We start from the raw sequence: 14611 nt of genomic DNA, 5'->3' as shown, positions 1-14611 counted from the left end.
CGCGAAGGTCCGTACCGATTTCCGTGTTTTGCGTGGCAGCAGTAGGATATCGCGCTACCCAGCAGCCCTGCAGCGATGACCAAAGTTGCGCAGACTCCCGCCACTTCGCGTGCTCCTGACCGATCCATCGAAATGATGCGAATGCGCGCACGTCCGCGCTAGCTTCGGAAATTGAATTCGATGAAGCTTACCCAGAGAGCGGCGAATGAGCATGGCGAATACTGACGCCGATAGACCGGAATGCGGTGGCGCGCCCAGTCTCGTCCGCCGGAAAACCGGACCGCTGCGCTGGTCGAATATTCTCGCTCTCATACTCGGAATCATCGTCATTCCAGCGGTGCTCGTCGCGCTGTTCGCGCACGGCTTTACCTCGGAAATGCTTCGCCCCGCCAAACGCCGTCTCGGAGATCGCCGACGCTGATCGGAGCCAGTGCATCGTCAACGCCAAACGGAAAAGGTTCGCCAGTATGATTTTAGGATTGTCGGTCTCCGAGTTCACGACGCTTCACGTCGTCATCAGCTTGATCGGGATAATATCGGGTTTCATCGTGCTGTACGGCATGCTGACGTCGAGAAATTTCAAGTCTTGGACCGGCATATTATTCGTAACGACAATTTTTACAAGCGTGACCGGCTTTTTCTTTCTCCGCGACAGGCTCTTGCCTTCACACATCGTCGGCATCATTTCGCTAGCGGTTTTGGCCGTTGCACTGATCTCGTATTATGCTCGACATGGCGACGGCGCGTGGCGCTGGATCTATGTCGCAAGTGCGCTGTCGGCGCTTTACCTCAATGTCTTCGTCGCGGTGGTCCAATCCTTTCAAAAGATTTCCACCCTTCAGGCGCTTGCCCCTACCCAGTCGGAAGCACCATTTATCGTCGCTCAAGTCGGAGTTATGGCAGCCTTTCTCATCCTAGGAGCATTGGCGGTGCGCAGGTATCATTCGGAAGAGATGTCTTTTCCGAACTCCCGAAAAACGTCGGCTTCCAAGATTTGACGATGATATCCGACCACGATGCTTTGAGACCAGCCCGAATTTAATGAAAGAGATCCCGATGGAGTTCTTCGAAACGCTAATCGAGCGCAATGCGGACTTCGCGCAGATTGGCGTGACACCGAACTTGAAAATGATACCGTCCCGGCGGACGATGATCATTGGATGTGTGGATCCGCGCGTCGATCCGATGGAGCTTTTCAAACTGCAGTCGGGCGAAGCAGCAATTATCCGCAACGTCGGTGGGCGAATGACGCCATCCGTCTTTGAGACAATGGGCATATTGAGAGTGGTGTCGCGCGTAGCGGGACAAGAGGTTGGCTCCGGCTGGAACCTCATCGTGCTGCATCACACCGACTGCGGCATCACCCATTGCTATAATCATGCGCCTGAAATGTTGGCGAAGCATATGGGCGTCACGCCGGAAGACCTTAAAGACTTGGCGATCACCAACCCCTTCAAAGCGGTGGCCATTGATGTGGCCAAGTTGAAATCCAACCCCAATCTTCCCGGTGGCTTTATGGTTTCGGGCCTCGTCTATGACGTCGCAACCGGAAAGGTTGAAACGATCGTTCCACCTGAACTTCTCCGACCAGACAAAATTTGACGGCGGCGTAGTCGACACCGACGTGGCAAGTATGTCTTCCGCTTGGCCTCAGACAAATCGCCAGCCGCGCAGCGACCGTCCTCTCGTGGATTGACTTTCGCTAAGGGGCCAGAAGCGGACACTCGAGAATTGCAATGCGGACTGTGCTTAAGCTAGCGCATCAGATGCGTCAGCAGTGGTCTTCCGCCTCCTCATCAGAAGAATGAAGAGCATTGCGTGCGCGCTCAAAAGCATCGGTGCATACACCGTCGGAATATAGAAGGTCGCTCCTAGTGCGGAAGGGCGGAAGTCCGGACCAAAAATGCCCTGATAGAATGCGAAGATCAGATCGACCGTACCCCACACATTAAAAATCCAAAGTGCGACGACACCTGCTGGGCGATTCAGCAAGAATAACGCAATCCAAGCGAGAACAACGGCCAAAAGATCGCCAAACGCTCCAGGAATCGCGAATGCGCTCGGCGTGAGGCCCGCAACGCCGGGAAACAGAAAGGACAAGCCTACGAAACGGAAAAGGTTCACGGCCAGAATAGGCCGTGCCGCAGACGCCAGCGGCAGTTGGCTGAGCCATGGCCAGACATAGTTGATAGACAAATAGCCCCACGCACAAAAGCTGAGTGCCACGGACAATCCGAAAAGCAAAAACTCGTTCATGTCGCCCCTTATGGATTCCAAATGGGTCTACGAGGAGCGCTTGAGAGCACTTTCAGATACTTCAAGGGGAATCAAATTTTTGGGTAGGTCGTTTTTGCCACCATTTAGGACGCCACTGAATGCCGCTCGGTTTGACTAAGCGCGGCCCCGAAGAGACTTTGACGCTATCGACTGCGTGCGCTTTGGTCACTTGCGGTCGTTTCAGAAAGCGTTTTAGCGGCGGCTCGTCCTTCGAAAGCGGACGTCGCTTGGCACTCCAGCGGTACCCAGTTCCAGGAAGCCGGCGATGTCGGCTTTTGTATAGAAGCGCTCCTGCCGGCGAGCGATCTCGCATTTGCCGCGATGTCGGCTACCGGCCCAAAGCTGACGTCAACCATCCTCCACACTCATGTCCGCTATCGGAGTAAGAGCGGGCTACTCCAACGCCGTGCTGGGTGTTCCGACGACCTCGGCCGCTTTGGGTGACGTCCGTTGACTCAACTCGTGTTATGGACACATGCCAGGAGAGTTCCATGCCCCGTGTCGTCGTCATCATGCTCTTCGTCGCGGCACTCGCTGGTGGCTATTTCTGGTTCACCGGAACGTATGAAGAGCAGCCAGTTCAAACCGACGACCCGGACTCCTGAGGTAAAACGCTCATGTTCGATTCTGCCGCGACATCGTCGCGATACAGCATCTCCCGCTCGATGAACGAGAGGAACCGGCATCTCATCTTCGAGGAAGGCGGCTTCGATGAACTGCCTGAGAGCATCCGCCGTCAGACGCCGTGGCAGCACCTGAAGAGCGGCGAGTTTAAAAATCTTCGTCCGGATTATCTCAAGGCGCTCAGGGACAGAGGCTATATCATCGTCGAGCAAACAGCCGGGGTGTTTTCGGCGGAGACTTGATCTCGGTGATCAGCGCCTGTCGAACGGCCCATATGGATTATTACGCGCGCGCGTGCGCGACGTAGCTCGCGAGGCGCGCAGATTCGATATCGCCTCGCTCTAGGGCAGCGCGCACCGCACAGCCCGGCTCACGGTCATGCCTGCAATTGCGAAATCGACACCGGCTCGCCAAGGCTTCGATATCGTCGAAATCCAACTCGACCTTGTCTTCGCTCTTCCAAAGCTCCAACCCTCGCATTCCTGGCGTGTCGATGAGGGAGCCACCTTGCGGACGGATAAACAACTGGCGATGTGTTGTCGTATGCCGGCCTCGGCTATCGTGAGCACGGACTTCCTGCGTCGCCTGCTCCGCATATCCCGTTAGCTTGTTCGTCAGTGTCGACTTGCCGACGCCCGACGAACCGATGAGGCTGACCGTCTGGTTGCCATCGAAATATCGCTCGATATCGGAGATGCCGCCGGAGCGGGCGCTGATCGCATGAACTGGGACGCCTGGAGCAAACGCCACGATCTGATCGACTACACCGTGCACATCATCAGCGAGGTCCGCCTTGTTGAGAATGATGACCGGGGCGGCGCCGCTATCGCGCACCAACGCCAACAATCGCTCTATCCGTGGCAGATTAAAATCGCCATCCGGAGCGGTGACAATGAACACAACGTCGACGTTCGCCACCAAAAGCTGCGGACGTTGCTCGCCCGATGCTTTGCGGACCAAAGCGCTGGTGCGACGAAGGACTTCCTCGATCGTAGCGGCACCATCGCCCGCCGCCGGGCGTAGAGCCACGAAGTCACCCACACCTGCGAGATCGGAGCGCTGAGTAGCGGCGTTGCGCAGACGTCCGGTCATTGCGGCGGACAGCTCAATAGAATTGGTAGCGACCCTGTAGTGGCTGCGATGTTCGCTAACGATGCGGCCCGGAATCAGTCCGTTTGCGGCATGCACACCGAATTCCGTCTGCCGCTGGCCACTCCAACCCACTGCGTCCAATGACATATCTCGTTCCTCAGCCGACGAGCGTGCTCGTCTGGGCGATCATCATTAGCACTTAAGCGAATAGAGTGCTAAAAGAATGATCCGTGCATTTGAGGCGCGTCGTCTGCCGACGCTCCAAGGCCGCACACCAGCCAAAAATCAGAAGATTTGAGGATTTCAATGAAATTCCGGCCCTTGCACGACCGCGTCGTTGTTAAACGGCTCGAAGAGGACAGCAAGAGCGCGGGCGGCATCATCATTCCGGATACCGCCAAGGAAAAGCCGTCGCGAGGCGAAGTCTTGGCCGTCGGTCCAGGTGCGCGCGATGAGAGCGGCAAGATCAACGCGCCAGATGTCAAGCTCGGCGACATCGTGCTGTTCGGCAAGTGGTCGGGTGCCGAGGTCAAGATCGACGGCGCCGATCTGCTGATCATGAAAGAGAGCGACATCCTCGGCGTGGTCGAGGGCAGCACCAAGGTCAAGGCTGCGGCCTAGACCCATCGACGCCCATCCCCCAATCCAGGAGTTGCTCACCATGGCCTCTAAAGACATCAAATTCGGTCAAGACGCGCGCGATCGCATGCTGCGCGGCGTCGACATCCTTGCCAACGCAGTGAAGGTCACACTCGGACCCAAGGGCCGTAACGTCGTGCTCGAAAAGTCGTATGGCGCGCCGCGCATCACTAAGGATGGTGTGACGGTCGCCAAGGAAATCGAGCTTACGGACAAGTTCGAGAATATGGGCGCGCAGATGCTCAAGGAGGTCGCTTCTAAGACTTCCGACATCGCCGGCGACGGCACAACGACAGCAACTGTGCTTGCTCAGGCGATCATCAGGGAAGGTGCCAAGTCTGTTGCGGCTGGCGCCAATCCGATGGACCTGCGGCGCGGTATCGATCAGGCGGTCGCTGCCGTCGTCGAAGAGCTGAAGTCAAAAGCCAAAAAGGTCACGTCGAACGAAGAGATTGCCCAGGTCGGCACGATCTCCTCGAACGGGGATAAAGAAATAGGCGCCAAGATCGCTGAAGCTATGAAACGCGTCGGCAACGAGGGCGTCATCACGGTCGAAGAGAGCAAGAGCCTCGAAACCGAGCTCGACGTGGTCGAAGGAATGCAATTTGATCGCGGTTATCTCTCGCCCTATTTTATAACCAACGCCGAAAAGATGACCGTCGAGCTCGAGGACCCTTATATCCTCATCCACGAGAAGAAGCTCGGCAGTCTGCAGGCCCTGCTGCCGCTGCTTGAAGCGGTCGTGCGGGCAAGTCGGCCTCTTCTCATTATCGCCGAGGACGTCGAAGGCGAGGCGCTCGCCACCCTTGTCGTCAATAAGCTGCGCGGCGGTCTCAAGGTTGCTGCCGTCAAGGCTCCAGGGTTCGGTGACAGGCGCAAAGCGATGCTCGAGGATATTGCCGTGGTCACTGGCGGCAGCGTGGTTTCAGAGGATCTCGGCATTAAGCTCGAGAACGTGACTCTCGATATGCTTGGCCGCGCCAAGAAGGTCACGATCGACAAGGAAGACACCACGATCATCGACGGTGCCGGCAAAAAGCCGGATATCGAGACACGCGTAAATCAGATCAAGGCGCAGATCGAAGATACGACATCGGACTACGACAAGGAGAAGCTGCAGGAGCGTCTGGCAAAGCTGGCCGGCGGCGTCGCTGTTATCAAGGTCGGCGGCGGTAGCGAGGTGGAGGTCAAGGAGCGCAAGGACCGCGTCGATGACGCCCTTCACGCGACCCGCGCGGCTGTTGAAGAAGGTATCGTGCCCGGCGGAGGTGTGGCTTTGCTCAGGGCTATCGAGTCGCTCGACGCGCTCAAGTCCGGTAACCAGGACCAAAAGACAGGCGTATCGATTGTACGAAGAGCGCTGCAGGCTCCGGCGCGCCAGATCTTCACCAACGCCGGCGAGGACGGGTCAGTGATCGTCGGCAAGATCCTCGATAACGCTTCGTATGCATTCGGCTTCAACGCTCAGTCTGGCGCCTATGGCGATCTCGTCGCTCAGGGCGTGATCGACCCCGCTAAAGTCGTGCGCTGCGCACTGCAGGACGCGGCTTCCGTCGCCGGTCTCCTGATCACGACCGAAGCCATGATCGCGGATTTGCCGGACAAGGACACCGATCATGCTTCCGCGCCGATGGGCGGCGGCGGGATGGGTTTCTAACGCGAGAGCGTGGGTTCCCCATACCGGCCGCTTGGGCCATTTCTGGCGGCCGGCGCTCTTTCGTCAGGAATCGTCCGTTTCGAACGACATAAGGTCAATCATGATGGAACGAACAACCCGATCGACGGTGAGTTTCGCTTACCCTTTCCACCTCAGCGGAGTTGATGGAACCTATCCGCCAGGCACTTACGCAATTGAAGTATCCGAAGAGCCTATAGAAGGCATGTCGTTCGTCGGATACCGGCGAACACAGACCACCATCGAGTTGCCTTCGAACACCGCGTACGTGTCGCGGCAAATCGTTGAGATTGAACCCGCCGATCTGGAAGCAGCGTTGGCGCGAGATTTGGAGACAGGCAATGGCAAATCCTAGAGTGCCGATTTCAAAATTCAAAGTCGGACAAACGGTCGACTTCTCTCCCTCGTTGCGAGGGCTCGCTGCATCGGCAAGGCTCTACAAGGTCACGCGAGTACTACCCACCGAAGGTCGCGAGCGTCTTTACCGCATAAAGACGATTGCCGAAATATTCGAGCGCGTGGCACGTGAGAGCGAGTTGCTGGCGGCGTCCGGGGACCCCATGAACTCTGCTGTCTTCTGATTGATAGCGTAGGCAATCCCGACGACGAGCGGCTGCAACGAGGGAGGCGAAAGATAACGGATGATCCATTGGAAGCCCATCCGAGAGTACGTCGAGCCCAACTGGGTGAAACTCGGGACCGCCTTGCCCCCAGTGCTTTTCTGGCGCCCCAAGAAAGGGGCGACGCTTGGCTACATTTGTGACGGCGAGCTTTTTGATGCGAAGTGGATCTATGTCTGTGACTCAAATAAGGTGTCGGATTTTTCCACGGTAAACGGCCCAGACGGCAACGTCATAGATCTGGACGCCCATCGGGCCGAAGCCTGATGTTGCGCTAGAGACTGCAAATTGGCGAGTGCCAAATAAAGCTAGCTATGCGGTCCACGAGCGCACAGTGTGACGACATCGTCGGTAACGTTTCACAGGCACCGATGGCTGAGAGAGGCTCGTGCTCCCGCCTGCACAAGGAGGAGCCATGTACCCTCATCCCGCATTTAGTCCCGATCAATTCGGGCTGTGTTGCCGCGCGTATACTTCGGCATTGCTAGACATCCAATATCAGAAAAACCGAACAGGTGCCGCGCCGCCTAGCGATAACACCTGCCTCGTGGTTGCGCTTCGCATCATAGATGCATCGGCTAACAGTGTGCGCGATCTTCCGCGTCTTAAGCGATTTGCGCTTGCCGATTTGGTACGCCATTGAGCGCGAATAGACTCGAGTAGTGGGAGGCCCCGGAGCATCTCATCCGGTCCGTGCTCTCAGCCGGAAAAACCGTGACCTCGCCGGCCGCTGGCTGCGTCTTCGTAAACCATCGAGAGCACCGTGATCGCGATGTCGTCGTAGCATTGAAGCAACGGCATGTCTTTCACGCTCTGCTCGGCCGCCTTTGATAGCCTCAACTGCATCGCCGGCGAGCACTCGCTGGTGGAACCTTTCGTGGGGCATGAGCGCAGGTTCGTCTCTGAACAGAACTTACATGCTTTCCAAGAGCCCTAAGGAAGACTGTCAGAGGCGTTGCCAAAATCAGATCAACCGGCCCCCACAACAAAGTGCAAAAGCAGGGTGGCGACGACGACTGCGACCGGGGACAATCCGATATTGCGGCAGGGACTTCGGAAACCACGAGCCACAGGAGGTCTTCCGTGAATTTGATCCAAATCTTGCTACCGGTGCGGGACAATGACGGAAGACCGTTCGGCCCTCATCCATTTGAGGAGGTCGCTTGGACTTTGTCGAAGAAGTTCGGAGGCATAACCGCTTACAGTCGGGCGCCAGCAGAAGGCCGCTGGGAAAAGAGCGGTCAAACCCAGCATGACGACGTGCTCGTCATCGAAGTCATGGTTGCAGCGCTCGACAAAGCTTGGTGGAGAGATTTCCGCGTTAAGCTGGAAGTGACGTTCCGGCAAAGCCAGGTTGTCGTGCGATCGCAGGCGATTGAACTGCTGTGATCGATGCGGAAAAACGGAGAAATCTTCTGGCGCTGATGCCTACGCCTCGATCGGAGCGGAGCTACGGACTTATCTGGAAGCACTCCCCAAGTCCCTGCTGTACGTCGTACGCGACGATGGGACTTTTCGATCGACGCCAACACCCTCGCCAAGCGGATGCGCAAGCACCTGAAAGGGCTCGGCGTGCAGGGCTACACAATTCACGGACTCCGACACCAGCGCGGAATGGAATTGGCCGAAGCCGGCTGTAGCGAGCACGAGATCATGGCGCAGCTCGGCCACGTTACTCCACAGATGGCCGCTCATTACACGAAAGAGGCTCGGCGGAAACAGCTCGCGCTATCGGGCGCCAAGAAGCTCGCCGAAGGAACAGAAACGATTGTGAAACTCGCGGTGTAAAACTAGCCCTTAAAAGTGTAAAACACTGAAGGGCTAAAGTGCGGAAGTCATTGAAATATTTGGTGGGTGATCACGGGCTCGAACCGTGGACCCGCTGATTAAGAGTCAGCTGCTCTACCAACTGAGCTAATCACCCGTACCAATGACCGGCCTCACGAAGGGAGCCGAAGCTCCAAAGGACGGCGAAGGGGCCCGAATGCGGGCCCCTTCGGAGGAGCGAATAGCATCGGCCGGGGGCGCTGTCCACCCCCCTCCCCAAACTATAACAGCCCTATGAAATAAACGCTGATTTTGCGGGGTCCCGAAGCACTCCATCGGCTAGGGGCGCCGCGCTCAGCGCCTGTCGGCCCGGCCGTGGACGTAGGCCGACATCGCCAACCCGAGACCGATCATCAGCGTCGTCATCGATGTGCCGCCGTACGAGACGAGCGGAAGCGGTATGCCGACGACCGGAACGAGCCCGGTGACCATGGCGAGATTGAAGAAGACGTAGAGGAAAAATGTCGTCGCCGACCCGGCAATGGCGAGGCGCGCGAAACGGTTCTCGCACCGCTGCGCCATGATCATCATCATCACAATGAGCAGGGCGTAAATCGCGATCAGGACCAGCATCCCCTTGAAGCCCCACTCTTCGCCGATGATGCTCGCGATGAAATCGGTATGTTTCTCCGGCACGAAGTCGAGCTGGCTCTGCGTGCCCTGCATGAAGCCCTTGCCCGCAACGCCTCCCGCGCCCAGCGCGATCTTCGATTGCGTGATGTGATAGCCCGCGCCCAGCGGGTCCATGCCGGGATTGATGAAAACTTCGACGCGGCGCTTCTGGTAGTCGTGCATTCCCGACCAGATCACCGGCAGAGAGGCAATGGCGATCAGCCCGCCGAACGCGAAATAGCGAAGCGGAACGCCCGCCAGAAACATCAGCGCCAAACCGAGCGCGACGAACAGGCAAGCCGATCCGAGATCGGGCTGCTGCATCGTCAAAAACACCGGCACCCCGATCATCGCCAGCGGCACCAGAACATACTGAGGCTTCCCAAATTTCTCGGGTGGAAGTTGGAAATAAAAACGCGCGAGCGCCGCAACGAGGGCGAGTTTCATAAGCTCCGACGGCTGAAACGAGATCGGACCAACGTCGATCCATCGTTTTGCGCCGAGCGCCTCCGAGCCGACAAACGGCACAAGCGCCAACATCGCAAGCGCGGCCAGATAAGCCGGATAAGCGATCTTCATCCATAAATCGAGGCGAACGGTCGCCATGGCGACGACAATGCCGAGCATGACGAGAAAGCGCAGCGTATGCCGTTCCGCCCACGGCTGAAACGAACCGCCGGAAACGGAATAAAGCGTCGCCGTGCCGATACCCGCGAGCAGGCACACAGTCAGAAGCACAGGCCAGTGAATGCGCCACAGCTTCTCGCTGAGACGCAGCGGCCGGCTCATGCTCCAAGCGGAAAACAACGCGTCCATCATCCGGCCTTCCCGGTGTTGTCACCCGTGGGGGAAACGACGTCGCCTTGCGGAGACTTGCCGCCGGCATGATCCGCGCGGTCGACGGCGAAGTTCAGAATATCGTGCGCAAGAAGCGCCGCCGACCCGTTGCCGCGCTCGACAACGGTTGCGATGGCATATCGCGGCGCCTCCGCCGGCTCATAGCCGATGAAAATCTTCGATGCCCCGGCCTTGCCGGCAACAACCGGCCTGCCCGCCTCGAGCTTGGCTTCCTCCGCACTCCCGCCCTGCTCGTTGACGGCCGCGGCCATGCCCTGACGAATGGCGTCGAAATGCGCCTCGCTGAAATTGAGCGGCGCGAACTGGGATATGCCGTCACGCTTCTCGAGCACGGGAACGACGCTCCGCCCCGAGGCAATCCGCGCCGACATCACTGCGAGCTGCAACGGCGTCGCCTGCACGTAGCCTTGTCCAACGCCCGTCAGTACCGTCTCGCCGCCGAGCCAAGCCGAATTGAGATTTCCCCGCTTCCAATCGGGATCCGGAACAAGCCCGGATTTCTCCTCGCTGAGCCCGAAGTTCCACGTCGCTCCAAGCCCTAACGCGCGCGCCGCAGTCGAGAGCCGCGCGATACCCAACCGGGCGGCAACTTCGCAGAAGAACACTTCGCAAGACGAACTCATCGCTTCATGAAGAGAGAGACTTCCATGCCCTCCCCGCTTCGAGCAGCGGTACACGTCTCCGCGATATTCGTATTCTCCGTCGCAGACGATGCGTTCGCTCGGCGAAAGAACACCAGCTTCCAGCGCGGCGAGCGCCGTCACGACAACGAAGGTCGAACCGGGCGCGTACTGACCAGCGACAGCACGATTGAGAAGCGGCTTGTCTTCCGACTGCGCGAGCTTCTGCCAGTCGGCGGCCGTTATTCCACCCGCAATCGCTCCCGGGTCGAACCCCGGAGCGGAAGCCATGACAACAATCCCGCCCGTTTGAATATCGAGCAGCACGGCAGCCGCCGCAGAGCCTCCGCTTTGCAGCCGGTCGCCGACCAGCCGCTGCAATTCGGAATCGATCGTCAACGTCACATCGCGGCCCGCAACCGCATCGACCGTCTCAAGATTGCGGACGACACGCCCGCGCGCATCGACTTCGACTTTCTGCGTCCCGCCCGTGCCGCGGAGATCGCCATCGAACCCCAATTCGGCGCCGCTTTTGCCGATGCGCATTTCCGGCAGCCGCGCAACGGCATCATCGTCGATCGTGAACCGCTCGACGCTGCCGACAAATCCCACGACATGGCAGAGCGCCGACCCGCCAAGATAGCGACGCCGCAACGCGAATTCGGTGTTGATGCCCGGAAGGCTCGGCGCGGCGAGATTGAGGTGCGCCACCTGTTCGAAACTCAAATCCGAAGCAACGGTCGTCGGAACGCTCCGCCCCTGCTTCCGCGCCCGCGCAACGATCTTCGCTATCTCATCGTCCGTAAGCGGCAGAATACGGCTGACGCGCCTCAGAACGCCGCCAACGTTCTTTGCGAGTGCCGGCGTGATCGTAACGCGAAAAACTTGCTCGTTGTCGGCGAGCACGTGTCCGGTGCGATCGAGAATGCGCCCGCGCTTGGGCGCCACGACCTGCAGATTGAGACGGTTATTCTCCGCGAGCGGTCCGTAACGGTGAGCGCCCATCACCTGCAGATCGAACAGCCTCCAACCGACAAGGCCCAAGCCCGCCGCTTGCACGCCGCCGAGCAGCAGGCTTCGCCGCGTGAATTGATCCTGTTGCCGTGGGCCCCGATCGGAGGTTTCCGTCATCCGTTGCCTCGAGTGAGACGGATATCTCGCGCCGGCTTGGACACGGATCGGATAATCCCGAGCACCGGAAAAATCAAAAGTGCGGCGAACATCGCGACAATCGCGCTCCGCGCATAGTGTCCCCAGTCAAGCATTCGCAGAAAATAGAGGGAGGCCAATAGCCAGGCGAAAGCGGTCACCAGCCCAATCGCACCGGCGAGAAGGGCCATTCTGCCGAAGGCGCTCTCGACCCTCACACGCGAGGCGAAGAGCGCGACGGCGTAGGCAAAGAGATAGACGAGCGCCCAATATCCGAGAGGACCTTGCGTCAACACATCGAGCGTCAAGCCGGTGAGAAAGACCACCCACTCCGGCAGCCACGCGTCCGCGTCGAGCGTCCACCGGTAAATCGCGATGACGGGCAACAGCGGCAGCACGAAACGGTCTTCAGCCGCCAGTCCCCACGGCAGCACGGCCGCGAGCATCAGCACTCCGACGGAAATGACCGGCATCAGAAAGCGAAGCCACATCATTTTGGTTTCCCTGCCGGAGTAAAACCCGGCGAAGCGACGTTGCTGGCTTCCCCTGCCGTCCTGCGGTTCGCGAGATCGTCGGTGAGGTCACGGAACGGATCGGCATAGAAGAGCACGCTCACGTAGTCCAAACGGTCGAGGTCGGCGCGCAATTGGACGCGCGGGTCCGATAGATTTCCCGCGACCGCTCCGAGGCGAAGACCGGCGGGAAACAACCCGCCCGTGCCCGACGTCGCAACGTCGTCGCCGACCGCTATGTTGGCGCCTTCCGGCACGTAGATGATTTTCGGACGGGAACTGTTATCTCCGGCAAGAATTCCGCGGACGGCATTGGGGCCGATCTGAACGGGAATTCGGCTGTTGAGATCTGTCGCAAGCAGCACGCGAGCAACGTTCTGGCTGGTGTCGACGATACGCCCCACAAGTCCGTCGGCGTTGATGACCGGATAACCCTCTTTGACGTGTCGCGCTCGCCCCGCATCGATCGTTACGCTGCGCCCGAACGCGCCGCTCGACTCCGCGATGACGCGGCTCGTTACGAAATCGAGCTTCTGCTCCGGGACAACCTTCGCCAATGCTTCGAGATCGGCAACCTTCGCTTCGAGTTGACGCGCCCGCCACTTCCAGCTCTCGAGCTTTTGATTTTCTTGCCTGAGGCGCGCGAGTTCGTTTCCGAGATCGACGTGCGTCGATATCGTCCGTCCGATTTCGCGAACCGGCTCGGCCGGTATCATCGCGCCTTGCAGAACTGGCGTCAGCCAGGAGGCAGCCCGCCAGCGGACGTCGCCGAGCATCCCGTGGTCGAGCCGGCTGAGCAACATTAAGCCGGCGGCGACGAACACAAGAAGCAGCAGCACGGGCCGCGCGCTCTTTCCCGCCGTCGCGCTATCGCCGCGCCGCAGAAAAAGGTTGTCGTCCTTCAGCCGGGCCATAACAATTCGTCCGCTGCTCTCGACCTGCGCTGGCGCAGGTCAAGGCCTGATCAAAAGATGCTCGCGTTCCTTGAGTGAGCGCAATATCGCAGCCGTCCCCGCAATGACGCATTGCTCCGGCAGCTCAGGTAAATGAACCTTGACGCCGATCCTGCGTTCCAGCTCCTCGTCGAGCTTGGCGAGCTTGGCGCCCCCACCCGAAAGGTGAATACCGCGCTCGCAAATATCCGTCGAAATTTCCGCCGGCAGATCCTCAATTCCGTGCTGGATGAATTCGGCGATCTGCTCGACAGTTCCCTCGAGCGCCTCCGCAATATCGTGCGGCCCGAGAACGACCGTCTTCGCCTTCCCCTCCCTGATCTCCCGGCCGCGAATAAAAATTTCGGCAGTTTCGCCGTTGATGATGCGCGACGCCGAACCCGCCTCGATCTTGATGCGCTCGGCATTCGCTTCGCCGATCACCAGTTGATGCTTGCGCCTGACGTAGCGGACGATGGCATCGTCCATCGTCGTGCCGCCGCAGCGGATTGAGCGCGCCTGCACCACGCCGCCGAGCGACAGAACCGCAATGTCCGTCGTCCCGCCGCCGATATCGACCACCATCGATCCCTTGGGCTCATCGATCGGCAATCCCGCCCCGATCGCCGCCGCGACAGGCTCCTCGACGAGAAATACCTTCCGCGCACCGGCCGACAGCGCCGTCTCGTAGACGGCACGCCGCTCCACCGGCGTGGCGCCGGCTGGCACACAAATCAAAATCCGCGGGCGAACGAATTCGATGAGCGACCTCGTGCGCCCGATGAACTGCCGCAGCATTTCCTCGGTCGCGATGAAATCGGCAATCACGCCGTCGCGCAGCGGCCGTATCGTCTCGATGCTTTCCGGCGTCCGCCCAAGCATCTGCTTCGCCTTCTCGCCGACCGCCAGCACATCGCGGACGCCGCCGCGCGAACGAATGGCGACGACGGACGGCTCGTTGATGATGACGCCGCGACCCTCGACGTAAACGAGCGTGTTCGCAGTGCCGAGATCAATCGCAATGTTATCGGGAAGTACGCTGCCGAAGCTTAAACCGAACATTCGCGTACCTGGCCTAATCTAGTGCCGCCCAGCTTATGGTGTGGAAGGCGTTATACAAGATGGCCGGCCTGTCCAAAGCAAGGCTTCTCAGCGATTGGTAACTGGCTGCGGC

The 14611-nt window shown here is 59.2% G+C and carries 19 protein-coding genes and 1 tRNA gene; 11 read left to right on the top strand and 9 right to left on the bottom strand.

All coding sequences use genetic code 11. The features are described from left to right. Positions 1-211 precede the first annotated feature (211 nt). Genes AC1DK3_RS19690 through AC1DK3_RS19680 form a run of 3 tightly spaced genes read left to right on the top strand, consistent with a single transcriptional unit; the run spans position 212 to position 1602 of the window. Positions 212-421, top strand: coding sequence for a hypothetical protein (locus tag AC1DK3_RS19690; protein ID WP_477193937.1), 210 nt, complete (start codon positions 212-214; stop codon positions 419-421). A 46-nt stretch (positions 422-467) separates the two neighbouring features. Beyond that, positions 468-998, top strand: coding sequence for a hypothetical protein (locus AC1DK3_RS19685; RefSeq protein WP_477193936.1), 531 nt, complete (start codon positions 468-470; stop codon positions 996-998). A gap of 58 nt (positions 999-1056) precedes the next feature. After that, the gene (locus AC1DK3_RS19680) at positions 1057-1602 is read left to right on the top strand and encodes a carbonic anhydrase (RefSeq protein WP_477193935.1); all 546 of its coding nucleotides are present in this window, start codon (positions 1057-1059) and stop codon (positions 1600-1602) included. A gap of 147 nt (positions 1603-1749) precedes the next feature. On the opposite strand, the gene AC1DK3_RS19675 is transcribed toward AC1DK3_RS19680, so the two are convergent. Beyond that, positions 1750-2256, bottom strand: coding sequence for a hypothetical protein (locus AC1DK3_RS19675; RefSeq protein ID WP_477193934.1), 507 nt, complete (start codon positions 2254-2256; stop codon positions 1750-1752). A gap of 638 nt (positions 2257-2894) precedes the next feature. Between AC1DK3_RS19675 and AC1DK3_RS19670 the strand changes: the two genes are divergently transcribed. Beyond that, positions 2895-3143 (top strand): hypothetical protein, encoded by a 249-nt coding sequence (locus AC1DK3_RS19670; RefSeq protein WP_477193933.1) that lies wholly within the window; start codon positions 2895-2897, stop codon positions 3141-3143. Positions 3144-3183: 40 nt separating this feature from the next. Here the strand turns inward: AC1DK3_RS19670 and rsgA are convergent, their stop codons facing one another. Beyond that, positions 3184-4140, bottom strand: a complete 957-nt coding sequence (gene rsgA, locus AC1DK3_RS19665) for a ribosome small subunit-dependent GTPase A (RefSeq protein ID WP_477193932.1) — start codon at positions 4138-4140, stop codon at positions 3184-3186. Between the two features lie 159 nt (positions 4141-4299). Here rsgA and AC1DK3_RS19660 point away from each other — a divergent pair, with 159 nt between their 5' ends. The 5 genes from AC1DK3_RS19660 (at position 4300) to AC1DK3_RS19640 (ending at position 7194) form a co-directional block, all read left to right on the top strand. Next, positions 4300-4614, top strand: a complete 315-nt coding sequence (locus AC1DK3_RS19660; RefSeq protein ID WP_477193931.1) for a co-chaperone GroES — start codon at positions 4300-4302, stop codon at positions 4612-4614. Between the two features lie 40 nt (positions 4615-4654). Further along, on the top strand, positions 4655-6289 hold the full coding sequence (groL, locus tag AC1DK3_RS19655; protein ID WP_477193930.1) for a chaperonin GroEL: 1635 nt from the start codon (positions 4655-4657) through the stop codon (positions 6287-6289). A 100-nt stretch (positions 6290-6389) separates the two neighbouring features. After that, positions 6390-6662 carry a hypothetical protein gene (locus tag AC1DK3_RS19650; RefSeq protein ID WP_477193929.1) on the top strand — a complete coding sequence of 91 codons (273 nt, stop codon included), beginning with the start codon at positions 6390-6392 and terminating at the stop codon, positions 6660-6662. Next, positions 6649-6888: a hypothetical protein gene (locus tag AC1DK3_RS19645; protein ID WP_477193928.1), complete on the top strand. Its 240-nt coding sequence runs from the start codon at positions 6649-6651 to the stop codon at positions 6886-6888. The genes AC1DK3_RS19650 and AC1DK3_RS19645 overlap by 14 nt, the downstream gene beginning before the upstream one ends. A 60-nt stretch (positions 6889-6948) precedes the next feature. After that, positions 6949-7194, top strand: coding sequence for a hypothetical protein (locus tag AC1DK3_RS19640; RefSeq protein WP_477193927.1), 246 nt, complete (start codon positions 6949-6951; stop codon positions 7192-7194). A 432-nt stretch (positions 7195-7626) separates the two neighbouring features. Here the strand turns inward: AC1DK3_RS19640 and AC1DK3_RS19635 are convergent, their stop codons facing one another. Continuing rightward, positions 7627-7773, bottom strand: a complete 147-nt coding sequence (locus AC1DK3_RS19635; RefSeq protein WP_477193926.1) for a hypothetical protein — start codon at positions 7771-7773, stop codon at positions 7627-7629. Positions 7774-8010: 237 nt separating this feature from the next. Between AC1DK3_RS19635 and AC1DK3_RS19630 the strand changes: the two genes are divergently transcribed. Further along, positions 8011-8316 carry a hypothetical protein gene (locus AC1DK3_RS19630; protein WP_477193925.1) on the top strand — a complete coding sequence of 102 codons (306 nt, stop codon included), beginning with the start codon at positions 8011-8013 and terminating at the stop codon, positions 8314-8316. Between the two features lie 129 nt (positions 8317-8445). Then, on the top strand, positions 8446-8715 hold the full coding sequence (locus tag AC1DK3_RS19625) for a tyrosine-type recombinase/integrase (RefSeq protein WP_477194009.1): 270 nt from the start codon (positions 8446-8448) through the stop codon (positions 8713-8715). Positions 8716-8775: 60 nt separating this feature from the next. Here the strand turns inward: AC1DK3_RS19625 and AC1DK3_RS19620 are convergent. The 6 genes from AC1DK3_RS19620 to mreB form a co-directional block, all read right to left on the bottom strand. Beyond that, positions 8776-8851 (bottom strand) — tRNA-Lys (locus AC1DK3_RS19620). Between the two features lie 197 nt (positions 8852-9048). After that, entirely contained in the window at positions 9049-10185 is a 1137-nt protein-coding gene (gene rodA, locus AC1DK3_RS19615) for a rod shape-determining protein RodA (protein WP_477193924.1), read from the bottom strand. Continuing rightward, on the bottom strand, positions 10182-11975 hold the full coding sequence (mrdA, locus tag AC1DK3_RS19610; RefSeq protein WP_477193923.1) for a penicillin-binding protein 2: 1794 nt from the start codon (positions 11973-11975) through the stop codon (positions 10182-10184). The genes rodA and mrdA overlap by 4 nt, the downstream gene beginning before the upstream one ends. Further along, a complete protein-coding gene (mreD, locus tag AC1DK3_RS19605) occupies positions 11972-12487 on the bottom strand; it encodes a rod shape-determining protein MreD (RefSeq protein ID WP_477193922.1) in 516 nt (171 codons plus the stop codon). The genes mrdA and mreD overlap by 4 nt, the downstream gene beginning before the upstream one ends. Continuing rightward, the gene (gene mreC / locus AC1DK3_RS19600) at positions 12484-13419 is read right to left on the bottom strand and encodes a rod shape-determining protein MreC (RefSeq protein ID WP_477193921.1); all 936 of its coding nucleotides are present in this window, start codon (positions 13417-13419) and stop codon (positions 12484-12486) included. Before mreC ends, mreD begins: the two co-directional genes overlap by 4 nt. A 39-nt stretch (positions 13420-13458) precedes the next feature. Next, the gene (gene mreB, locus AC1DK3_RS19595; protein WP_477193920.1) at positions 13459-14499 is read right to left on the bottom strand and encodes a rod shape-determining protein MreB; all 1041 of its coding nucleotides are present in this window, start codon (positions 14497-14499) and stop codon (positions 13459-13461) included. Between the last annotated feature and the right edge of the window lie 112 nt (positions 14500-14611).

It is taken from the genome of Hyphomicrobium sp. 01T421, from assembly GCF_056398805.1.
The sequence above is the reverse complement of the archived record's forward strand: the minus strand, read 5'-3'. Positions and strand labels throughout refer to the sequence as shown.